Raw genomic sequence first — 19,884 nt, 5'->3', positions numbered from 1 at the left:
ATGGATTTCAATCGTTGGTTAACTGATGAGGAATATCAGCAAGCTGAATTAAACGGTATTAGTAGAAGAGTCCTTTACATGAGGATGTACAGATACGGTTGGGAATTACAAGAAGCATTAACTACACCACCAAGAACATATTGGCATATGGGCGAGGGAAAACACAATAAATGGCTAAAATTAGCTGAAGAAAATGGAGTTAATTCAAGTACTTTTTATAGCAGGGTAAATAATGGTTGGGACCCTAAAGATGCAGCAAGTATTCCGACGCGTGAACAAATTGACAGGAAGGAACTTGTTAAGATTGCTGAATCTAATGGCATAAGTGTAAGTACTTTCAGATCTAGATTGAGTTATGGATGGGACCCGATGAAAGCAGCTACAACACCAGCTAAGTCTAAAAATAAAAATATTAGTTAAGAGGAGTAGATGAAAATGAAAGTTATGGAAAACGGTGTATTGGAAGCAACAAAATTAATTAGTGAAGCAAGAAAAGGTGAGCAGGTTATAAAAGAAGCTACAGTTTTGCAGATTGCAAGTATCTTGTCGATCGGTGAATTAAATGATTATCAGGAAGCAACATTACGTACTTGGAATAACAAAACTGATTTTGGAGGACGCGTTTCAAATGCAGCTTTAGGGCTTACAGGAGAAGCTGGTGAAGTTGCCGATATTGTAAAAAAAGCAATTTATCATGGTCATGGATTTCAACCATCGCATGGCCCAGGAGAAGAGGATGGAAATACTCATAAATTAGCTTTAGAGCTAGGGGACATTATGTATTATGTATCAATTATGGCGCACGAACTGGGATATACGTTACAAGATATTGCTGAAATGAATATTGCAAAATTAGCTAAAAGATATCCGGATGGGTTTAGTCGAGAAGCAAGTCAAGCACGTGTCGATGTGAAGTAAGACCGAATTTGAATTTTGTATAAAACGGAGGGGAATAGAATGGTGAGAAATTTAGATACGGGCGGACTAAAAAGTAATTGGGAAGCCTTTAAAGAATTCGTCAAACGTGAAGGAAAGGGTAGTTCATCATTAATCGATTATTATTTTGTTTTTACAAAAGATACATGCGGTGATGAAGCGTACATTTTTACAACACATTCTGATTTAGATGAATGGCTATCGGAAATGTTTTGGCAATGGGAGCGTCATGATACTAGGAATCTTGAAGATTCGATGGAGGACGTACTTGTATGGAAATTAATTTCTGAAAGTGATTTTAAACGTTTAAATACACTATATAAGGGAGCAAGAAGAACATCGATTGAGATCGACGGAGAAAGATATTATAGAAAGATAATAAAAGTAGCTGTAGAACCGACAGTTGTTGTTTCAACTGGTTTTTATTAAAAGCGTTATTTTGGCGGAAAGCGAGGAAAAAGATTGGATTTGAAAACATTTAACACCATTTGTGGATTAATAGCTACCGTAGCAGTTTTGTTCTTTATTTTAGGATTATGGGGCGGAGCAGTTTTGTTTTAAAACAAAATAGTTATTTAGTAGCAAATGAAAAGAGCACACTAATAAGTATGCTCCTTGAAAGGTAGATCTCTATGCCTGGAGGATTTCCATACAATAATATATGCTTGTCCGGTTTAAATGTGAAAACAAATTTAAGTAAAAGAGCACATATATAAATGCGCCCTTTAAATAGGTGTCAGCTCACAAGGCCTAATTTGTAAGCTGAATACATGTGCACTCAAATAGTATATGTATTTTTTCATAAAGAGTGAAAAAATGTTTAACAAAAACGCTATTTGGGAGAAAGGGAGAGTTATAGATGGATATAAGAGAACAGGTATTAGCGAAATACAAGGAGTTTAATGAATTTCTAAATAGCATTTCATTAGATGATCTGCGAAAACAGTTTAACCGTCATGAACTAAATGAATTTAAAAGTGATTTGTATGATGTGGAATTACGTAGCGTAGCTTATGAAATCGGAAAGTTGACAGAAGAAATGAAAGTAGAAGAATTTCCACAACTGTTAGGGGTACACCGTTTTCCTATATTGAAGAATATTGATTTTATGACAGAAGAAAAGAAGATTGAACTCGACAAAGAGCTAGTTCGTTTTAGAGTAGGTAACTATTTACCTTATTTAGGACGATATACCAAAGAAGTAGACAAGCTTGAACAGTTCCTTTTAGAAAATGAGGTTATAGAAAAGAAATATGTTGTTACTTGTCCTTGCTGCGGTGCAGATGAATGGTTATCATCACCTTTAAATTTAGAGAAGAAAAATAGAGTAGATATTCTTCTTAATATGAGTGAGGGTAACTTTTGTGATGCGGAAGAAGAGTTTGAAAGTATTGTAGATTGTATTTGTGAAGAGTGTGGTTTTAGTCCGGAATATTACGATATGAGAGAGTATGCAAGGAAAGAACGGATAGAGTACAAAGAGTTATTAAAAATGAATATGCAACGTGATAAGAGCTTAGATGATGCGTAAAAACTGAAAAAACATAGGGGGATGGATATGAAAATTCCGTGGAATGAACGTATATATGCTCTTTATAAAGGGGAACAGTTTTTGGTAGATGGAACTATTTTAGAAATCAGTAAAGGGACGAATAAAAGCTTAGCTTGGCTTAGATATATGCTTACACCTTCTTACGATAAAAAGCGTTTGAACAGCGTAAACTGCCTCAGATTAATTCTTTTGGATGATGAAGATTAATACAAAAATTTCATTTTGTAGAAAAGAGGAATGGATATGGAAGAAAGAGAGCAGCTTGAACAACTTAAAAAGAATATTTTGAGTTTATCAATGTCTATGATCGATGCGCCATTACGTGGATTAAGCGAATCACAGATATGGACAGTTAATAAAACTATAGAAAATATATTAGGGAAAACAGATATCACGATAGGAAAGTTAATGGATGAAGCAAAAGAAAAAGGATGGTTTAAACCAAACAATAAATAAGAGCAGCCAGCAAAAGCTAACTGCTCGGTTCTCCAAGGGGGAACTAGGAGAAAGACTAGGGACTTCATTAAATGGGTTTTGGCTATCGCCTATCTATATTATTGACGGAATATTGAGTTTTATTCAGGGGGTAAGTGAAATGAGAGAAATTAAGTGTCGAGGAAAAGATGAAGAAGGACAATGGCATTATGGATATTATGTTTTTACAAATGATATGCATAGGATTATTTACGAAGACAGAGAGTGTTTCTATTGTGAAGAAGAAGTAATTCCTGAATCTGTAGGTCAATATACAGGTGTACTAGATTCTAGGGCAAATGAAATTTATGAGGGAGACATTGTAAAGAATGCCTTTGGAGAAGAATATAAAGTCATTTGGGACGGAAAAAGATGCCAATTCATTGCAGTTACAACGATTGAAGATGGTTCAGAGTGGTATCAAAATATGAGTCGTAGCCTTGAAATAATCGGGAACATTTACGAAGATGAAAACTCAACAAAATAATCCTTTTAAAGCGAGGTTAGCAGAATGAAAGCTTTGAAGAAAAGAAAAATTAGAAAAGCCATTGCTCGACGTGCAAAGGATGTTGATAAATATCAAGTTGCAAAGGCTTGGAGAAACATCTTTGTACAAGCTGGTATTTTAAAATAAAAACTTAAATAAAGGGGATTATGACTGTGATTGATTTAGAACCTTATAATTGTGATATTTGTGGTGAGGATGAGTCAGTTAAGATTGAAATTGATGATATAACTTTCGGAAGACGCGAAGTTTGCGATGCATGTGGATTTGTACATGAAGGTTTAGCAGAATGGGAATTCGAAAGAAATGAACAGATTATAAAGATGATTGAGGAATCCAAGAAATAAAAGATATCGTCCGGCTAGAAAACTAGAGGACACCAATTCATTAAAGCGGCAATTAAAGCTGTTTTAGGAATAGGTGTCCTTTTTTATTTTGAAAAGGGAGATGGGGAAATGAAGGGGCTAAAGGATCAGTTACGTGAGTGGAAAAAGCAATCGAATCAAGCAAAAAAGAAAACTAAGAAAAAACGAAAAGAGAAGTTAAGTACTCGTGACATTGAAGGTTTAATGGGGATTCATGGACCACGTTATGAACGTAGGCGTGGAGCACTAAGACAAAAGTAATCTAAAAATAAAAAGGAGTGGTCTTACATGACTGAACAATTATCATTTTTACCAAAAATCGATAGAGCAGCAACGCAGAAAAAATTAGAAGGTGTTCTTGAAAGTGTACGTTTATATAGACAGTTTGGAATGATGCGTGAAGAAATGAAAGTCACTCCTTCTTATGAAATTAGATATCACGGACCTACAAATGATGTAGGAAATCCATTAGAAGATGTAGCGATGGCTAATATACAGCAAAGTGAACGAGAAGAGTTGATTAAGCAAAATTCATTTCGTATTGACCAGTTTCTTAGTCGTTTGGGTAATGGACGTGCAGGAAAGGATCAAAGAAACATCATCATTAAGCGTTATTTAGAAGATGAAGATGTATGTGACTATATGGTATATAACGAAATTGGCATGAGTGAGCGTACGTATCGACGTGTTAAAGCTAGAGTATTTTATAAACTGGCTTTTGCTCTTAGATTAGAAGTTTATGAAACTGAAGAAACTGGAGGGAATTAATAATGAATTTTGTTCAACCTATACGTAATCCAGAAGAAATACAGCAGTTGAAAGACTATTTTAAGGAAAAGAGCTTACGTAATTACATTCTCTTTATTATGGGAATCAATACAGGCCTGAGAATCTCGGATATTTTAAAATTGAAAGTAGTGGATGTCAAGGGCAGTCATATATCTATGAGGGAAAAGAAAACAGGGAAACAGAAACGAATACAAATTACTGCAGCACTGAAAAGAGAACTTAAATGGTTTATTGAAGAAAGAGAAGATAATGAGTACCTATTACAAAGTAGACAAGGTAGGAATCGTCCTATTGGTCGTAGCATGGCATATAAGATATTAAGTGGTGCAGCGGAAGAGTTTGGATTAGATGAAATAGGCACACATACGCTTAGAAAGACGTACGGGTATCATATGTACATGCAAACTAAAAACATAGCATTACTCATGGAGATATTCAATCACTCGTCAGAGAAGGTCACATTACGTTATATAGGGGTAAATCAAGATGCAATGGATAAAGCAATGACTAGGTTTAAAATCTAATCATTGCTTTTTTCTTTTTACAGACATACAGTTACTCATAAATTTCGTACTGTGTAACTCAAAAGGGAAAGTGTTATAAAGTCAATGATAGCAAGGGATTTGGCGAAGGGGTCAGTTACACACAATATAAGATATGGGTAAGTCATACTATTAATCTAATAGTATGATTTGTTAGAATTAATTAATAAGGAGGTGAAAAGATGACAACCTATATTGTAAAAAAAATATTAGTTCAAGGATTAGATGAAGAGATTCATTTTGATAGAGCTTACTTATATGTACATAGTGGTGGATCTGTAAGTTGGAGCTTAGAAGTAGATGAGGTAGAACAAATTAATGTATTCGTTCGAGCAATCAGAAACAAAGAGCATTTGAACATTTCTTTTTCTGCTGAGTATATGAATGGGCTATCAGGTAGTGTAATGGTTAAAAGGGTAGTGAATGATTCAGTTGAATTAAAGGGATCAGGTAAATTAGAAGGATTTAATAATTAATAAAAATAGTGGCAGAGTCGTGACCGCTTTTTGGCAGGAAATGTGCCGGTTGTTTTGGAGTTAACGTGATATATTTGTATTGTGAGAAGTGGCGGAAAACACAACTCACTATGTTGTTTCCGAATTTCTAAATTTCTAAACGATCCGTATTAGCGGCATAATAAAATCCGAAACCAGCAGATGGCAAAGATTGAATGTACCGTTAATAAAGAGGAGAGTTTTTGCTCTTCTTTGAGCTAACAACATCCTAGGTAGATGGAATGAGGGAAACCTGATAAGTTTGCCAATAGTGTCTGTCGTGGTTGTTAGCTGAAAGAAAGATAAAACTTCACATACCGTAATGAAAAAACAAATAAGCAATCCATAGTAAAGCATCCATTCGGGTGCTTTTTATTTTAGAGGAGGATGAAGGATGACTTGGTTAAGCTTCTTTATTGGATACAGTACGGGAATGATGATTGCTTTATGTATCATGAAAGCTTGTATGGAAGCTAAGGAAGTCCACGAGGCGAGTGACATAGATAAGTTAGTATTAAAAGAAATGGAACAGCTGAAAGCAATTAGAGAAAACAAGGAGTGAGATGAGGATGGAGAAGGAGAAACCATTATTAGCCATTACATTGTCAGATATAGATTCAGTTCCAGTAGTTCAGTACAAGGGTAAGCCGATAGACAATAAGATTCGTGTGAGTGTTGATTGGGCTACGAACACAGATAAGCGTACAGATATGACATACATTCATATCGAACATGTAGAGCCAGACGAAGTGCGTGGTAACACCAAGGTCATTCAGCATAATCATCCTATTGTGGAAGAACGGGAAGAACTTCATCGGCTATGAAAGAATATAAAACCAAACAACAAAAGCGTAAGTTCTATGATAGTGGTGAGTGGAAGAGTATACGCGAGCAAGTAAAGAAGCGTGACAACTATGAATGTCAAGAGTGTAAGCGCAATGGCCGAGTGCAAACAGATACCGATGAGTACAGTGAGAAGGCAAAACGTAAGAAGATTCAACTCGTAGTCCATCATATAAAAGAACTCGAACATCATCCAAAACTTGCATTAGAAAAAGATAACTTAGAAACAGTCTGTGTGGATTGCCACAACAAAGAACACGGAAGATTCTTTGAAAAGAAACCGAATAAATGGGAAAACGATGAAAAGTGGTAAAACAATTTGAAATAATACCCCCCCTTAAAATATTTTAAAGAAATCTGGGGAACTCAGCACCGGGGAGGGGGTCGATTTTCTAAATTCATAAGCAAATTCGCGCGTTATATTAAATTGGAAAATAGAGTAAATCAGAAGGGAGGGGATGTTGTGGCTAAAGTTAAGCGTGAAACAATGAGAAAAAGAATTGAAAAGGATTTAATAAATCAATTAAAAGAAAAAAAGATTGTAGGTAATCATTATGTAGACTTGATTCAAGACTATTTATCATTGTGGGATTTAAAGTGTGTTCTTTTTGATGACATTGAAGAAATAGGAATAAAAGTATCTGGCATGCATGGTCCAAAATCCAATCCTTCTATTACTGATTTACATAAAACTAATGACCGAATGATAAAGGTTTTAGATGCACTTGGCTTGGAAGCATCGGCTGAAGAACAGAAAACATCTTCAAAACCTAAGCGCTCTGCGAAAGACTTGACATGATTCAAAATAAATATGTCAGTGAATATATTGAAATGTATCGTACAGGGAAAATTAAGCTAAATAAAGAGCGCATAATGCTAATTGAGTACCTGGAGAAATATATATTAACTCGTGATGATTTATATTTTGATACTGAAATGCACGAAGATTATATAAAATTCACAGAGAAATTTTATTTTAAATTACAACTTTTTCAGAAGTTTGCTACCGCATTTGTATTTCTGTTTTATAAAGCAGATGATTCGATTTTTTATGAACAATTTCTATATATGATGTCTCGTGGTGGTGGTAAAAACGGTCTAATTTCATCGTTGTGCCATTTCTTTATTAGCCCATTACATGGAATAAATCGATATAATGTTTCGATTGTAGCCAATAATGAAAAGCAAGCAAAAGTATCATTCCGTGAAGTCTATGATGCTATTGAAAGTGATGAAATATTAGAAGATATGTTTTACCGCACTAAAGTTGAAATAGCAGGTAATGATACGAAAAGCATTATGCAATATCATACATCTAACGCTAGTTCAAAAGATGGACTTCGCGACGGTTGTGTTATTTATGATGAAATACATCAATATGAAAATTTTGATGTTGTAAATGTATTCTCTAGTGGACTTGGAAAAGTACCGAATGCTAGAGAATTTTTTATTGGAACAGATGGATTTGTACGTGATGGATTCTTGGACAAGATGAAAGAACGAGCAATGAACATTCTGAAAGGTGAAGAATTAGACGATCCTTTATTTCCGTTCATTTGCAAGATTGATGATCCAGAAGAAGTAAATAATCCTGATATGTGGGAAAAAGCCAATCCAATGTTTAGCGAGCCAAGAAGCCCATATGCTAAAGGGTTATTTAAAAAGGTATTAACTCAATATAAACAGTTGGCGAATAATCCATCAAACCGAGAAGAATTCATGACAAAACGTATGAATTATCCTGAAACAGATCTAACAAAGTCTGTTGCTCCATGGGAAGAAATTATGCGTACTGGTTTTGAAGAAGATGGAGTAACAATTAGAGAAATTCCAGATTTAAGACATAAAACAGCTGTGGGCGGACTCGACTTCGCTAGTATCAAAGATTTTGCATCGGTCGGTCTACTGTTTAAACATGGTGATGATTATATTTGGAAATCGCATTCCTTTGTACGGAAAGGATTTTTAGATAAAGTGACATTAAAAGTACCTATTAAAGAATGGGAAGAACAAGGGTTGCTAACTATTTTAGATGAACCGGTTATTAATATTTCTCATATTGTAAATTGGTTTGTAAGAATGCGTGAGTTATACGGGGTTAATACAATAGTAGCTGATACATTCCGTCTGGATCTGGTTAAAACAGCTCTTGAAGCTGAAGGATTCACTTTGCTATATATTCGTAATCCAAAAGCCATTCATTCTTTATTAGCTCCACGAGTTGAAACTTTATTTGCAAACAGTCACATTATCTATGGTAATAATCCATTAATGCGTTGGTACACCAATAACGTTTACGTCCACATCAAGAAAGACGGCAACAAGGAGTATTTGAAAAAAGATGAATTCAAAAGAAAAACGGATGGATTTCAAGCTTTCATACATGCATTATGGCAAGCGGATAACATTCTTGTGGATGAATTCGACTTTATGCTAGATAGCATTAAGTTTTAATAAAGGGGGTGATAACCATTGGATGGTTAGATGCAGTTTTTAAAAGAAATAGTGAACTAGGATTTATGTTTGATGTAGAAACGTTTATTGAAAAAGCAAATAGAGTTCACATGAAACGGCTAGTGATTGATACGTGTATATCCTTTTTAGGAAGAACAATTAGCCAATCAGAATTTAGAGTGAAAAACGGTGGAACATTTGAAAAGGACGAGCTTTATTACCGATTAAACGTTAGGCCGAATAAGAATATGACAGCAAGTACCTTTTGGGAAAAGTATATTTACAAGCTCATTTATGATAATGAAGCTTTAATTATACAAGCTGATGATGGTGATCTACTTATTGCGGATGACTTTGAACATAATGAATACGCTGTGTTTGAAGATACTTTTACAAATGTCACAGTAAAAGATTATCAGTTTAAGAGAATCTTTAAACAAAGTGAGGTCATTCATTTAAGATATCGGAATGATAAATTATCACCACTTATCGATGGTCTTTTTGCTGATTATGGCGACTTATTCGGAAGGATATTAAGTTCTCAAAAGCGTAAAAATCAAATTCGCGGAACAGTTGATATGGACATGCTTGCTGCAAAGAGTAAAGAACACCAATCAAAATTGCAAGAATTCATTGATAACATGTATAAAGCGATTGGAGAAAAAGACATTGCTATCATTCCACAACAACCAGGATTCAAATATGCCGAAACATCGGGCGGTGGAAACTCTGGTCAAAGTGTGGATGAAATCAATAAAGTAACGAATGGTTTTCTAAATCAAGTCGCAATGGCAATCGGAATCCCTACAGCTTTGTTGTATGGAGAAATGGCTGATGTAGAGAAGCAAACGAAGAATTACATGCTTTTCACAGTGAAACCTTTATTAAAAAAGATTTCAGATGAAACAAACGTTAAATTCTTTGAAATGAATGAGTACCTTGAAGGAAAAAAAGTTGAAGTTAAAGCTGTTTCGTATCAAAGTATATTTGATCTTGCGACAAGTATTGATAAACTCATTTCTTCAAGTGCATTTACAGGGAATGAGGTTCGATTAGAAGTAGGATATGAAGTTTCGGATGATCCTAACTTAAATACACATCATATTACGAAAAACTATACAAAATTAGATGGAACTGAAGGAGGTGAGAATAAAAATGAAGCAGATGAAACGTAAATTCGGATTTAAAAATCAAAAGTATAATGAGCAGTTAGCGAACATCCCACATAATTTTGCTGTTGTTCACGATGATGAAAGTGGAATAAGTGAATTAACCATTTATGGCGACATTGGTGAATCATGGTGGTGGGATTCTACTTCGGCAACAGATGTCGACAGTGCTTTAAAAGAAGCTGGAAATAATAATGTAATTATTCATCTTAACTCTCCAGGAGGTAGTGCCTTTGACGGAATTGCTATCTATAATCGTCTAAAGTCACACAAAGGAAAGGTTACAATTCATGTAGATGGATGGGCTTGTTCTGCGGCTTCTATTATTGCTATGGCAGCAGATGAGTTAATCATGGGAGCAGGTTCAATGATGATGATTCATGAGGCTTCGACGATTGTGTGGGGCAGTAAAACACTTATGCGAAAAGAAGCTGATATGCTTGAGAAATTAGAAGATGGAATCATTGACATTTACATGACTCGTGCAAATGTTGAGCGAGAAGAAATTCGTAATATGGTAAATGAAGAGACATGGTTTAGTGCAAACGAATCAGTAGAAATCGGTTTTGCTACTTCTACCGCGACAACTGTGGAAGATAACACAAATGAGGAGCTTGCACAATTAAAAGCTCAAATGCAATCAATGCAAAATGAATTAAATCAGTATAAGAATCAACCAAAAGAGCCTAGTCCTACACCTGTAAAAAACAGTGGGATTAAAGGGCTCTTTTTAAAATTATAAAAATTGGGGGAAATACAGAATGGTTATTAAATTTAATAAATCTGAAGCATTTAATACGGCCAAAGCAAAATTAACGGATGCTTTAACAAACGCTGAAAGTACAGAACAGGAACAATCAACTGCTTTTGAAAATTTCTTTGATGCAATGCAAACGGACGTAATTAATACAGTTCGTAATCAAGTAAATGATGAAATGCTAGATCGTTCTATTCTTCAACAACGCGGTCAAAATGTATTAACGGCAGCAGAAACGAAATTCTTTAATGCAGTTGTACAAGACGGTGGATTCAAAGACGGTTCTATTCTTCCAGTAACTACACAAGAACGTGTATTTGAAGATTTAGTTAAAGAACATCCATTACTTGATGCTTTAGGTCTACAAGATTTAGGCGCGGTAACGAAGTTCATCTACTCTGATGCAACAAAAGCGTATGCATGGGGCGAATTATTTGGCGAGATCAAAGGACAAATTAATGCGGCATTTAGATCAGAACAAATTGGCCAACTTAAATTAACTGCATTTGCAGCTATTCCAAACGACATGTTAGAGCTTGGTCCAGAATGGGTTGAACGTTATGTTCGAACTTTATTAGTAGAATCTTATTCTGTCGGCTTAGAGTTTGGTTTTGTAAATGGTGGTGGTGCTGTTGCGCATCAACCTGTTGGTTTAATGAAAGATGTAAATCCATCTACAGGCGCGGTTACTAATAAAACATCATCTGGCACATTAACATTTGCTCCTTCTGAATTTGGCGAAGTGGTGGCTGGAGAGCTTTATGGAGTAGTAAAATCTTTATCCACTGATGCAAAAGGGAAGTCACGAAAAGTATTAAATAATATTGTAATGGTTGTCAATCCTGTGGATGCTATCGGTGTGCAAGCGCGTAATACAATCCAAACTGCTAATGGTCAATGGGTGATGGCATTACCTTATAACATTCAAACTGCGGAATCTGAGGAAGTACCAGTTGGTAAAGCATTATTCTTTGTGAAAGGTCAATATCTTGCAGCAATTGCTGGTGGATACAAACTTAAAAAGTTTGATCAAACTCTAGCGATTGAAGATGCTACACTTTACACAATTAAACAATTTGCTAATGGTAAGCCAAAGGATAATAAAGCGGCACTTGTTTATGATTTAAATATTTCTTTCGTCCCTAAAGCTCCAACAGTTTAATTAGGAAGGTGAATAAACTATGTCCTATGTAGTAATTAATGCATTTAGAGATAAAGAGGATAATGATCTACTATATCAAATAGGCGAAAAATATCCCAAAAGTGATTATAAACCACCTAAAAAAAGATTAAATGAATTGTCGAAAGAACATCAAACACACAAATGTGTTTTTATTCAAGAAGAGAAAGAAAAAGAGGAGTGATGTAAATGAGCATCACAACTATTTCACCTGAAATTTTAATTCAATTTAAGGAAAGGATGCGCTTAGGGGACGATGAAGATGAGAACCTAAAACGTATCCTTTCTGCATCTAATCAAGAATTAACAAGAATATGTGGATCATATGACATAAATAATGATGAAGCGTTCAAAGAATTAGTTTTTGAGCGCTCTCGTTATGTCTATAACGATGCACTTGAGTATTTTAATGAGAACTTTTTAAGTCAAATTAATAGTCTTAGTATCGAAAAAGCATTAGAAGAAATTGTATTGAGTGGTGAGTAATATGCAACCTTTCAGATACAAGCGACCATTAAACGCAGCAAGGTTGAACAAACGTATCATTCTTGAGTATAAAACATCCGAAACTAAGGATGGAGAAGGTAATACACTCCCGGCTGAATGGAAAGAGTTTGCTGCAGTATGGGCAGACCCTAAAACACCATTTGGTTCCGGCTTTAAATCAGAGATATTTCAAGGGAATGCAGAGTTTGTTATTAAACTAATAAACTTTACAATTCGATATCAAGAAGGCGTTAATTCAGCGATGCGTGTAAGGTATGATGGGAAGTTATACGAGATTAAGTCAGTTATTGATATCGACGAACAACATAAGGAAATGTGCCTTATTTGTGAGGAGCGATCGAATTGGCAGAATTAGAAGTTTTCGGTATAGAAGAATGGATTCGTGACTTGGAACAGTTAGGACAAGATGTGCCAAAGATTACAAGGAAATCTTTACAAGCTGGTGCAAAGGTGTTTGAAAAGAATCTTGAGAGAAATGCCCCTGTTGGTCCAGAGGTTCAAAAACCAACACAAAAGCAACCGTGGCGAGATGGAAAACATGCAAAATATGCTATTAAATTAGGGAAAGTTGTAAAAAAAGGGAATTCATATTCTATTGAGGTTGGGTGGGATAAAGCTGACAATTCTCCACATTTTTATATGAAATTCCAAAACTGGGGAACAAGTAAAAATCCAAACCCACCACATAAAGGATTCGCAGAAAAAACATTAATTCAAAGTGAAAAAGAAGCATTGCAAGAGATGGAGCGAGAATTTATGCGTTGGATTACAGGGCGATGAGAAATTTAAATAAAGAAGTATTTGACGTTTTACGTACAGACATAGTTATTCTTTCTGAATTGGGTGGAGAATTTATATATCAATTTGTCAAAGGTAATGGCAAAACGGATATATGGATTACATTTTCTGAATTAAATAGTTCTCCCGGAGTGTATGCGGAGAATGAAGAGAAAACCACAAATGTTATATATCAAGTAGATATATGGTCAATGTCACCAATCAAAACACAACTAAAAAACGCAGTTCAGGCAGCTATGAAAAAGCTGTCTTTTCAGCGTGTTAGCACATTTCCAGATTATGAAATGGATACAAAAATTTATAGATATGGTTTTCGTTTTGTAACGGAAATTATGAACTGAGGAGGAAAATGAAATATGGCAATGACAATCGATTTTAGAGATTTGCATTATGCAGTTTTAACAGAAACACCAGATGGTAAATTTAATTACACTACACCGAAACGAATCGGGAAAACAGTTAGTGGTAAAGCTGCACCTAAAGCAGAATCAGTAACTTTTTATGCTGAAGGTGGGCCAGCAGCAACAGCTAGTGCATTTGGCGGAACAGAAATTGAATTAGAAGTTGATACATTACCTTTATCTATTTATGCGGAGTTGCTAGGTAAAAAGGTTGTAAAAGGTCAAGTGGTTGACAATACAAAAGATGTAGCTCCTTATGTGGCATTATTATATCGTTTACCATACGACAACGGAAAAAACCTATATGTATGTTATTACAAAATGAAGTTTGAACTTCCAAGTGATGAGCATAAAACGGCAGAAGACAAACCGACATTCCAAAGTGCAAAAATTAAAGGTAAAGCAATCCAACGTGCTGATGGAAACTGGAGGCACCGTTTGGATGAAGAAGAAGTTGGATTTGATGCAGCAGTTGCGGCAAACTGGTTTAAAGCAGTGCCAACACCACCTGTAGTAACACCTTAATAAAATAAGAATAATGGGGTGGTTGATGCCATCCCCATTTTAATTTAGGAGGAAAAACGAATGAAAATCACTTTACAGAATGCAGAAGGTCAAAAAGATTATTTCTTACCACAATTCATTCCTGGCTCAACTACTTTTGAAGCATCTACGTTAGCGGATGAATTACAAGCGGATCTTGTACCGAAAGAAACAATTGAAAGAGCGGCTCATTTCGTATCTCGTGTATATGGGAATCAGTTTACAGCGCAAGAGTTTGTGGACGGCACTCATGTATGGTTTTTAAGTCTTACGATTCATTCTATTTGTTTAACAATTATGGGACGTTTAAATGATGCAATTAAAGTAATGGAAACGATTGATGATGCTAAAAAAAAGTTAATGAAACAACTAGAAATGAATCAGAAGGAAAAACGGTCAAGTATCAAGACATCGTAATCAACATTTATAACTTACTTATGGATGCAGGAATGACACAAAATCAAATCAATGAAATGGATATTGCGTTTTACTTTACCTGTTTAGCGAAAAAGGAAAAAGCAAATCGAGTGACAACAGCAAACCAAGCGCCGGCATGGTTATAAGGTAGGTGAGAATTGAATGGCACTAGGAGATAATACGATTGGTGGTCGCGTCCGTTTGGACACTGATCAATTCGAAAACGGAATTGCAGGTATTAATCGAAGTTTAAAAAGAATCGATGCGGAATTCCGAAACACTTCAGAACAACTACGTGGCGTTGGCTCTGAGATGGATCAATTGGAGAATAAGGCGAATCATTTAAACCAAAAGATCGATGCGCAAACGCAAAAAATGAAGCATTATGAGCAAGCTTTGAGAAATTCGCAGCAAAAACAGCAAGAAATGCGCCAAAAATGTGAGCAATTAGCTACATCTATGCAACAGCTGGAACAAGAGATACAGCAAAGCACCCAAGCGTACGGAAAGAATGCTCAAGAAACAAAAGCTTTACAAGCTCAATATAATCAATTGCAACAAGAATACAAGCAAGGTACACAGGCTTTAGGGCGATTGACAGCACAAGTTTCGCGGAATGATACAGCCTTTAATAATGCTTCAGCAGCACTACATCGTTATCGTAATGAATTAGGTGATACAGAAGAAAGAATGGAGCAGTTAGGCAACGTTTCTGGAAGATTACGAGAACGCATGAACGAAGTTGGAAACACAATGCAAGATACTGGTTCAAGAATTAGTCAAGGATTCGGAGCAGCAGCGGTTGGTGTAGCAGCAGGGGTCGGGGCTTTAGTAGTTAATGCAGGTCAATTTGAAGAAGCAAATAAAAAAGTACAAGCTGGATTAGGGTTAACGAGAGAAGAAAGTTTAAAAGTTAGTGCTGTAGCAAAAGAAGTGTGGCGTGAAGGGTATGGTGAAGATTTAGCTAGTGTCAGCGATTCTTTAGTTAAAGTAAAGCGTAATATCAAAGATATTAACGATGACGATACACTAAAACAAGTAACTCGTGATAGTGAGATTTTAGCGGAAACAATGGAGTCTGATGTAAACGAGGTAACTCGTGGTGCGGCTCAATTAATGGGTCGGTTCGGTTTATCTGGTCAACAAGCCTTTGATTTGTTAGCACAAGGTTCTGCCAAAGGGTTAAATTATTCTAATGAGTTATTTGATAATTTAAGTGAATACGGTCCTTTGTTCCATGAGATGGGATTCAGTGCTGATGAAATGTTTACAATTCTCATTAATGGTTCGAAAAATGGCGCATATAACTTGGATTATGTGAATGACGTTGTAAAAGAATTTGGAATTCGTGTAAAAGACGGTAGTAAGTCCACAACAGAAGCAATGGGACAAATGAGTAAAGAAACGCAAAAAGTTTGGAAAGCGATGTTAGAAGGGAAAGCAACTTCAAAAGATGTTTTCAATGCAGTTTTAAATGAGTTACGAACAACTGATGACCAAATCAAAGTAAACCAATTGGGTGTAGCCCTTTTTGGCGTGAAATGGGAAGATCTTGAAGCTACTACTATGTTATCTCTGAACAACATGGAAACTGGTTTAGGAAACTATAGTGGTGCAATGAATAAAATGGTTGACGGTTATGATACAAGTGCAAAGCAATGGAAATCTGTAACTAGGGAACTACAAATTGCATTAGAGCCACTTGGTAAGGTTATTTTAGATATTGCCAAGCAAGCTATACCAGAACTTAAAGAATCTATTAAGGGGGTAGCGGATTGGTTTAATGGGTTGGATGAAAGTTCCCAAAAGGTTTATGGGACGTCATTACTCCTTGCTCCAGCAATTATGGGCGTAGTTGGTGCGCTCGGCTTTCTTTCTTTTGCTGTGGGTGCAATCATAGCTAATCCAATTGTTGCGACAATTGGTGGAGTTGTAATTGGGCTTGGTGCACTAGGTTTCGCTTTTGTTGATGCTGGTAAAAAAGCACAAAAAGCAGAAGAAGATAGTCGCAGATTCGGGGATGGTGTAAGCGAAGGGACGAAAAAAGCTCTTGAAGGTTATGTAGATTTAAAAGAGAAAGCTTTTAAAACCTTAGATGAAATACCAATTATGACGGGCGAAAAGGCAAAGGAAGCAGTACAACGAGCACATGATGAATTTGGTAAGTTAGCAGATGAAGCAATTCAAGCGATCAATAAAGATAAAGGTAAGTTCCAGGCTCATTTAGATAGTTGGTTTGCTGGAGAAACAGATTCAGCTGTATTAAGAGCGAAAGATAAAATAGTTAATGATCAAATGGAAGTATTTCGAGCGCAAGAAGAAGCTGTAATTAAAGCGAATGAAAAAATCCAAAGCTTACTAACTCAGTATAATGGGCAGATTCACAAGATGACTGCAGCAGATAAATCTGTATTCCTGGCAGCTATAAAATCTATTGATGCTGAAGTGGGAAAATCTGCAGCTAAAAGTGTAGATGAGATCCAAAAAATTGGGAAAGCGATGGATAACTTCAACAAAAATACTTCTGTTGAAACAATTCAAACTAAAGTTAAAGAATTAGGAAAAGAATATACAAACTTAAGTAACGACTTAGATAAAGCAAGAAATAAGGAAATTGAGTTTGCAAAAACTAAGATAGCTGATACAGAAGGACAAAAGATCGCCATTGCTCAAATAAATAAAAAATACTCGGAACAATCCATTCTTCTAACGGAAGGGTATAAACAGCAAATCCAACAAGCGCAAGAAGTGTTGAAATCCAAAGGCGTCGAGATGGATTTAACAACCGGTATCACGAAAGCCGAAACAGAAAAAATTAAAATTCAAGGTCGAGGGTTTGGCGAATACGTAAAGAATTCAGAAATAATCGAGAGTACGAATGAAAATTTATTTAAACGGCTTAAAGATAGAGCGGCGAAGGAATCTGATTTACGTGCGAAAAGTGCTGAAGAAGTAAAAAGATACGGCGAATCGCTAATTGCTAATTCTAATGCGGTTTATGATAGTCTTTTCCAATCAACACGTGAAAAGGCAGTAGAAGTTGCGAATGATATTGCAGTTACCTTTGAAGATGGAAGTAAAGCAATCGATTTAGGAGATCAGGGTCGAGTTGCAGTAGAAGAATTTGTTGAAGGAATTAAATCTGGAAAATACAAGGTAAACGATGTAGCAATTGCTTTAATAAATACAATGCGTTTAGAAATGGGAAACGAACCTTTAACGCAAGAGGGTATTAAAGTAATGACGACATTTGCCGATGGATTAAAGCAAATGAACGTTACTGATATTGCCACAAAGTTAAATCTTGATCTTAAAAAGAATTTAGAAATTGATTTGGGTCCGCTTGGTAAAATGACATCCACACAATTTGTAAATGGTTTGAAAGAAGGCACAGTTGGTATTGACGCTGTGTTTATTTTTTTTCAACAGAATTTATCTAAATTAACAGCAACTGATTTATCTCAAGATGGAACAAAAATCATGGCTACTTTAAAAACAGGCATGGAAATGGGATTTATCGGTGTACAAGATGTATTTAACAAGTTAGGGATAACACTTGACGATCAAACGAAATATGATTTAGGTCCCAATGGACAGTTTACAGCTAGTTCTCTTGCACAAGGGTTGCAAAACGGAGAAATTAACATAGATACAGCGCTTGAAGTTATTAGGCAAATGGTTGTACAAAAGACAAATGTTGATACAACTCAACAAGGATCAAATATCTCACAAACAACCGCAAACGGAATCATTAGTAATACAGCTCCTGAGAATGCAGCGACAGAAAAGAAACAATCTGTGGAAGGGATTTTAGGCAGTACAACCGATGGTGGCGGTGGTAGTAAGAGTGGTAACCAACTAGGTCAAGGTATCGTTAATCAAAATGGTTACATTAGGGGAAGTGCTCTTGAAGCCGTATTTAATGCTCATAGCGGATTTAATACGATAAATGGGACCCCGGCTGGTCAACGAGGTGGAGTTGAGTTTGCACAAGGAATTGGATCTCAACGCGGGAACGCTCAAGGTAATGCGCAAGGTAATGCAGGAGCGGCTCAATCCGGATTTAATACGGTAAATGGTACACCGATGGGACAGAAGGGTGGCAATCAATTCGCTCAAGGAATTGGATCTCAACGTGGGAACGCTCAAGGGAACGCTCAAGGTAATGCAGGAGCGGCTCAATCCGGATTTAATACAATAAACGGGACCCCGGCTGGTCAAAAAGGTGGCGCTGAGTTTTCTAAAGGGATTTCTTCACAAGGTGATAGTGCACGTTCCAGTGGTTCAAATGTTGCAGAAAAGGGTAAATCTGGTTTAGGAAGTGTAAGTTCCAACAGTGTAGGTACAAGTTTTGCGCAAGGGTTTATAGATGGAATGTCAAGTAAAGGTTCCATGGTATCAAAAGTTGCGTCTGGTCTTGCGCAAGGGGCTTTTGCAGCATTGAAAGCCACACTTGATGTAAACTCACCATCGAAGCTTACAAGAGATCAAGGTGGTAAACCATTCGGTGAAGGCTTTGCATTAGGTATTCAAAAATCAGCTCCTATGGCTGAAAAGGAAAGTCGCGCACTGGCATTGCAAGCAAATGATTCTTTAGTGAATGAACTGGATAAAAATAAACATACGTTTGCAGGAGTTCGTATGGCAAAAGGAATCGCTGCAGGTATTAAGAGTCAATATTCCGTGGTTCGTGATGCATTACAAGATACAGTATCAGTCGCTATGGATGGTATTCGTTCTATTAAACCAGAAGAAATATTTAGTTTTAAAGGTGATGATCCATTAACAAAGTATTTTAATGCGATCTTTGAAGATGGGGACTGGCAAAATGATTGGATAACACATATTCCAAAGGATATGCGCAATACGGTGATGGAAATTGGTCGTCAAATGGAACGTTTTGAAGGTCTTTCAGTAACTGATGTTGGGAATCTCTCCAGGTGGCAAAAGGTATTGTCTGATAATCCAAATACTATTCAGTATAGGGCTAGTAATGATAATACAGCTAGAACATCACGCGAAAAGGTCGAACCGATTTATATTGAAATTCCTGTGATGATAGAGGGACGAGAAGTAGCTCGCGTGAGTCATCAGTATGTAACCGAATTTCAAAATAGAGAAAAAATAAGAAACTCTGCCTTTTAAGGTTAGGGTTTTT

At 36.1% G+C, this 19,884-nt stretch carries 29 protein-coding genes; all 29 read left to right on the top strand.

Annotated features, from left to right (window positions below):
• Positions 1 to 420 carry a hypothetical protein gene (locus FOT98_RS02960; protein ID WP_144290958.1) on the top strand — a complete coding sequence of 140 codons (420 nt, stop codon included), beginning with the start codon at positions 1 to 3 and terminating at the stop codon, positions 418 to 420.
• A 15-nt stretch (positions 421 to 435) separates the two neighbouring features.
• Positions 436 to 918: a nucleoside triphosphate pyrophosphohydrolase family protein gene (locus FOT98_RS02955; protein WP_144290957.1), complete on the top strand. Its 483-nt coding sequence runs from the start codon at positions 436 to 438 to the stop codon at positions 916 to 918.
• A 39-nt stretch (positions 919 to 957) separates the two neighbouring features.
• A complete protein-coding gene (locus FOT98_RS02950; protein ID WP_144290956.1) occupies positions 958 to 1,365 on the top strand; it encodes a hypothetical protein in 408 nt (135 codons plus the stop codon).
• Between the two features lie 430 nt (positions 1,366 to 1,795).
• Positions 1,796 to 2,467 (top strand): ferredoxin, encoded by a 672-nt coding sequence (locus tag FOT98_RS02945; protein WP_144290955.1) that lies wholly within the window; start codon positions 1,796 to 1,798, stop codon positions 2,465 to 2,467.
• Between the two features lie 27 nt (positions 2,468 to 2,494).
• Positions 2,495 to 2,695, top strand: coding sequence for a cupin domain-containing protein (locus FOT98_RS02940; RefSeq protein ID WP_260850908.1), 201 nt, complete (start codon positions 2,495 to 2,497; stop codon positions 2,693 to 2,695).
• A gap of 36 nt (positions 2,696 to 2,731) precedes the next feature.
• The gene (locus FOT98_RS02935) at positions 2,732 to 2,944 is read left to right on the top strand and encodes a hypothetical protein (protein WP_144290953.1); all 213 of its coding nucleotides are present in this window, start codon (positions 2,732 to 2,734) and stop codon (positions 2,942 to 2,944) included.
• 139 nt (positions 2,945 to 3,083) lie between these two features.
• On the top strand, positions 3,084 to 3,449 hold the full coding sequence (locus FOT98_RS02930) for a YopX family protein (protein WP_260850907.1): 366 nt from the start codon (positions 3,084 to 3,086) through the stop codon (positions 3,447 to 3,449).
• A 24-nt stretch (positions 3,450 to 3,473) separates the two neighbouring features.
• Positions 3,474 to 3,596, top strand: coding sequence for a DUF3983 domain-containing protein (locus FOT98_RS02925; RefSeq protein ID WP_144290952.1), 123 nt, complete (start codon positions 3,474 to 3,476; stop codon positions 3,594 to 3,596).
• Positions 3,597 to 3,616: 20 nt separating this feature from the next.
• Positions 3,617 to 3,814, top strand: coding sequence for a hypothetical protein (locus tag FOT98_RS02920; RefSeq protein WP_260850906.1), 198 nt, complete (start codon positions 3,617 to 3,619; stop codon positions 3,812 to 3,814).
• Positions 3,815 to 3,922: 108 nt separating this feature from the next.
• Complete coding sequence (locus FOT98_RS32210) at positions 3,923 to 4,093, top strand: hypothetical protein (protein WP_097952076.1); 171 nt, start codon at positions 3,923 to 3,925, stop codon at positions 4,091 to 4,093.
• A 27-nt stretch (positions 4,094 to 4,120) separates the two neighbouring features.
• Positions 4,121 to 4,600, top strand: coding sequence for an ArpU family phage packaging/lysis transcriptional regulator (locus FOT98_RS02915; protein ID WP_144290951.1), 480 nt, complete (start codon positions 4,121 to 4,123; stop codon positions 4,598 to 4,600).
• Positions 4,601 to 4,602: 2 nt separating this feature from the next.
• Positions 4,603 to 5,145: a site-specific integrase gene (locus tag FOT98_RS02910; protein WP_144290950.1), complete on the top strand. Its 543-nt coding sequence runs from the start codon at positions 4,603 to 4,605 to the stop codon at positions 5,143 to 5,145.
• A 200-nt stretch (positions 5,146 to 5,345) separates the two neighbouring features.
• A complete protein-coding gene (locus tag FOT98_RS02905) occupies positions 5,346 to 5,639 on the top strand; it encodes a hypothetical protein (RefSeq protein ID WP_144290949.1) in 294 nt (97 codons plus the stop codon).
• A gap of 412 nt (positions 5,640 to 6,051) precedes the next feature.
• Positions 6,052 to 6,219, top strand: a complete 168-nt coding sequence (locus FOT98_RS32205) for a hypothetical protein (RefSeq protein ID WP_186292091.1) — start codon at positions 6,052 to 6,054, stop codon at positions 6,217 to 6,219.
• Position 6,220: 1 nt separating this feature from the next.
• Positions 6,221 to 6,481, top strand: a complete 261-nt coding sequence (locus tag FOT98_RS02900) for a hypothetical protein (protein WP_260850904.1) — start codon at positions 6,221 to 6,223, stop codon at positions 6,479 to 6,481.
• The gene (locus FOT98_RS02895) at positions 6,478 to 6,813 is read left to right on the top strand and encodes an HNH endonuclease (RefSeq protein WP_144290948.1); all 336 of its coding nucleotides are present in this window, start codon (positions 6,478 to 6,480) and stop codon (positions 6,811 to 6,813) included. The genes FOT98_RS02900 and FOT98_RS02895 overlap by 4 nt, the downstream gene beginning before the upstream one ends.
• 150 nt (positions 6,814 to 6,963) lie before the next feature.
• Entirely contained in the window at positions 6,964 to 7,299 is a 336-nt protein-coding gene (locus tag FOT98_RS02890; protein ID WP_144290947.1) for a P27 family phage terminase small subunit, read from the top strand.
• Complete coding sequence (locus FOT98_RS02885) at positions 7,296 to 8,954, top strand: terminase TerL endonuclease subunit (protein ID WP_144290946.1); 1,659 nt, start codon at positions 7,296 to 7,298, stop codon at positions 8,952 to 8,954. The genes FOT98_RS02890 and FOT98_RS02885 overlap by 4 nt, the downstream gene beginning before the upstream one ends.
• 8 nt (positions 8,955 to 8,962) lie before the next feature.
• Complete coding sequence (locus FOT98_RS02880; RefSeq protein ID WP_144290945.1) at positions 8,963 to 10,129, top strand: phage portal protein; 1,167 nt, start codon at positions 8,963 to 8,965, stop codon at positions 10,127 to 10,129.
• A complete protein-coding gene (locus tag FOT98_RS02875) occupies positions 10,110 to 10,865 on the top strand; it encodes a head maturation protease, ClpP-related (RefSeq protein ID WP_000812149.1) in 756 nt (251 codons plus the stop codon). Before FOT98_RS02880 ends, FOT98_RS02875 begins: the two co-directional genes overlap by 20 nt.
• A gap of 19 nt (positions 10,866 to 10,884) precedes the next feature.
• A complete protein-coding gene (locus tag FOT98_RS02870) occupies positions 10,885 to 12,042 on the top strand; it encodes a phage major capsid protein (RefSeq protein ID WP_000234861.1) in 1,158 nt (385 codons plus the stop codon).
• 19 nt (positions 12,043 to 12,061) lie between these two features.
• The gene (locus FOT98_RS02865; RefSeq protein ID WP_000122841.1) at positions 12,062 to 12,244 is read left to right on the top strand and encodes a hypothetical protein; all 183 of its coding nucleotides are present in this window, start codon (positions 12,062 to 12,064) and stop codon (positions 12,242 to 12,244) included.
• A gap of 5 nt (positions 12,245 to 12,249) precedes the next feature.
• The gene (locus FOT98_RS02860; protein ID WP_144290944.1) at positions 12,250 to 12,546 is read left to right on the top strand and encodes a hypothetical protein; all 297 of its coding nucleotides are present in this window, start codon (positions 12,250 to 12,252) and stop codon (positions 12,544 to 12,546) included.
• Position 12,547: 1 nt separating this feature from the next.
• Positions 12,548 to 12,922, top strand: a complete 375-nt coding sequence (locus FOT98_RS02855) for a phage head closure protein (protein ID WP_144290943.1) — start codon at positions 12,548 to 12,550, stop codon at positions 12,920 to 12,922.
• Positions 12,910 to 13,347: an HK97-gp10 family putative phage morphogenesis protein gene (locus FOT98_RS02850; RefSeq protein ID WP_144290942.1), complete on the top strand. Its 438-nt coding sequence runs from the start codon at positions 12,910 to 12,912 to the stop codon at positions 13,345 to 13,347. The genes FOT98_RS02855 and FOT98_RS02850 overlap by 13 nt, the downstream gene beginning before the upstream one ends.
• Positions 13,344 to 13,706 carry a tail completion protein gp17 gene (gene gp17, locus FOT98_RS02845; protein WP_144290941.1) on the top strand — a complete coding sequence of 121 codons (363 nt, stop codon included), beginning with the start codon at positions 13,344 to 13,346 and terminating at the stop codon, positions 13,704 to 13,706. Before FOT98_RS02850 ends, gp17 begins: the two co-directional genes overlap by 4 nt.
• A 15-nt stretch (positions 13,707 to 13,721) precedes the next feature.
• Positions 13,722 to 14,291, top strand: coding sequence for a major tail protein (locus FOT98_RS02840; RefSeq protein WP_001251820.1), 570 nt, complete (start codon positions 13,722 to 13,724; stop codon positions 14,289 to 14,291).
• A 60-nt stretch (positions 14,292 to 14,351) separates the two neighbouring features.
• On the top strand, positions 14,352 to 14,726 hold the full coding sequence (gene gpG, locus FOT98_RS02835) for a phage tail assembly chaperone G (protein WP_144290940.1): 375 nt from the start codon (positions 14,352 to 14,354) through the stop codon (positions 14,724 to 14,726).
• A gap of 162 nt (positions 14,727 to 14,888) precedes the next feature.
• Positions 14,889 to 19,871 (top strand): phage tail tape measure protein, encoded by a 4,983-nt coding sequence (locus FOT98_RS02830; RefSeq protein ID WP_144290939.1) that lies wholly within the window; start codon positions 14,889 to 14,891, stop codon positions 19,869 to 19,871.
• Positions 19,872 to 19,884: the final 13 nt, after the last annotated feature.

Origin of the sequence: Bacillus sp. HY001, from assembly GCF_007558965.1 — a bacterium.
In the GTDB taxonomy this organism is placed as follows: domain Bacteria; phylum Bacillota; class Bacilli; order Bacillales; family Bacillaceae_G; genus Bacillus_A; species Bacillus_A mobilis.
This window is presented reverse-complemented; position numbering and strand designations above follow the sequence as displayed.

Excerpts from the sequence above, each read along its gene's own strand:
- FOT98_RS02960 (WP_144290958.1), top strand. The coding sequence starts at position 1 with ATGGATTTCAATCGTTGGTTAACTGATGAGGAATATCAGCAAGCTGAA.
- FOT98_RS02955 (WP_144290957.1), top strand. The coding sequence starts at position 436 with ATGAAAGTTATGGAAAACGGTGTATTGGAAGCAACAAAATTAATTAGT.
- FOT98_RS02950 (WP_144290956.1), top strand. The coding sequence starts at position 958 with ATGGTGAGAAATTTAGATACGGGCGGACTAAAAAGTAATTGGGAAGCC.
- FOT98_RS02945 (WP_144290955.1), top strand. The coding sequence starts at position 1,796 with ATGGATATAAGAGAACAGGTATTAGCGAAATACAAGGAGTTTAATGAA.
- FOT98_RS02940 (WP_260850908.1), top strand. The coding sequence starts at position 2,495 with ATGAAAATTCCGTGGAATGAACGTATATATGCTCTTTATAAAGGGGAA.
- FOT98_RS02935 (WP_144290953.1), top strand. The coding sequence starts at position 2,732 with ATGGAAGAAAGAGAGCAGCTTGAACAACTTAAAAAGAATATTTTGAGT.
- FOT98_RS02930 (WP_260850907.1), top strand. The coding sequence starts at position 3,084 with ATGAGAGAAATTAAGTGTCGAGGAAAAGATGAAGAAGGACAATGGCAT.
- FOT98_RS02925 (WP_144290952.1), top strand. The coding sequence starts at position 3,474 with ATGAAAGCTTTGAAGAAAAGAAAAATTAGAAAAGCCATTGCTCGACGT.
- FOT98_RS02920 (WP_260850906.1), top strand. The coding sequence starts at position 3,617 with ATGACTGTGATTGATTTAGAACCTTATAATTGTGATATTTGTGGTGAG.
- FOT98_RS32210 (WP_097952076.1), top strand. The coding sequence starts at position 3,923 with ATGAAGGGGCTAAAGGATCAGTTACGTGAGTGGAAAAAGCAATCGAAT.
- FOT98_RS02915 (WP_144290951.1), top strand. The coding sequence starts at position 4,121 with ATGACTGAACAATTATCATTTTTACCAAAAATCGATAGAGCAGCAACG.
- FOT98_RS02910 (WP_144290950.1), top strand. The coding sequence starts at position 4,603 with ATGAATTTTGTTCAACCTATACGTAATCCAGAAGAAATACAGCAGTTG.
- FOT98_RS02905 (WP_144290949.1), top strand. The coding sequence starts at position 5,346 with ATGACAACCTATATTGTAAAAAAAATATTAGTTCAAGGATTAGATGAA.
- FOT98_RS32205 (WP_186292091.1), top strand. The coding sequence starts at position 6,052 with ATGACTTGGTTAAGCTTCTTTATTGGATACAGTACGGGAATGATGATT.
- FOT98_RS02900 (WP_260850904.1), top strand. The coding sequence starts at position 6,221 with ATGAGGATGGAGAAGGAGAAACCATTATTAGCCATTACATTGTCAGAT.
- FOT98_RS02895 (WP_144290948.1), top strand. The coding sequence starts at position 6,478 with ATGAAAGAATATAAAACCAAACAACAAAAGCGTAAGTTCTATGATAGT.
- FOT98_RS02885 (WP_144290946.1), top strand. The coding sequence starts at position 7,296 with ATGATTCAAAATAAATATGTCAGTGAATATATTGAAATGTATCGTACA.
- FOT98_RS02875 (WP_000812149.1), top strand. The coding sequence starts at position 10,110 with ATGAAGCAGATGAAACGTAAATTCGGATTTAAAAATCAAAAGTATAAT.
- FOT98_RS02870 (WP_000234861.1), top strand. The coding sequence starts at position 10,885 with ATGGTTATTAAATTTAATAAATCTGAAGCATTTAATACGGCCAAAGCA.
- FOT98_RS02865 (WP_000122841.1), top strand. The coding sequence starts at position 12,062 with ATGTCCTATGTAGTAATTAATGCATTTAGAGATAAAGAGGATAATGAT.
- FOT98_RS02860 (WP_144290944.1), top strand. The coding sequence starts at position 12,250 with ATGAGCATCACAACTATTTCACCTGAAATTTTAATTCAATTTAAGGAA.
- FOT98_RS02855 (WP_144290943.1), top strand. The coding sequence starts at position 12,548 with ATGCAACCTTTCAGATACAAGCGACCATTAAACGCAGCAAGGTTGAAC.
- gp17 (WP_144290941.1), top strand. The coding sequence starts at position 13,344 with ATGAGAAATTTAAATAAAGAAGTATTTGACGTTTTACGTACAGACATA.
- FOT98_RS02840 (WP_001251820.1), top strand. The coding sequence starts at position 13,722 with ATGGCAATGACAATCGATTTTAGAGATTTGCATTATGCAGTTTTAACA.
- gpG (WP_144290940.1), top strand. The coding sequence starts at position 14,352 with ATGAAAATCACTTTACAGAATGCAGAAGGTCAAAAAGATTATTTCTTA.
- FOT98_RS02830 (WP_144290939.1), top strand. The coding sequence starts at position 14,889 with ATGGCACTAGGAGATAATACGATTGGTGGTCGCGTCCGTTTGGACACT.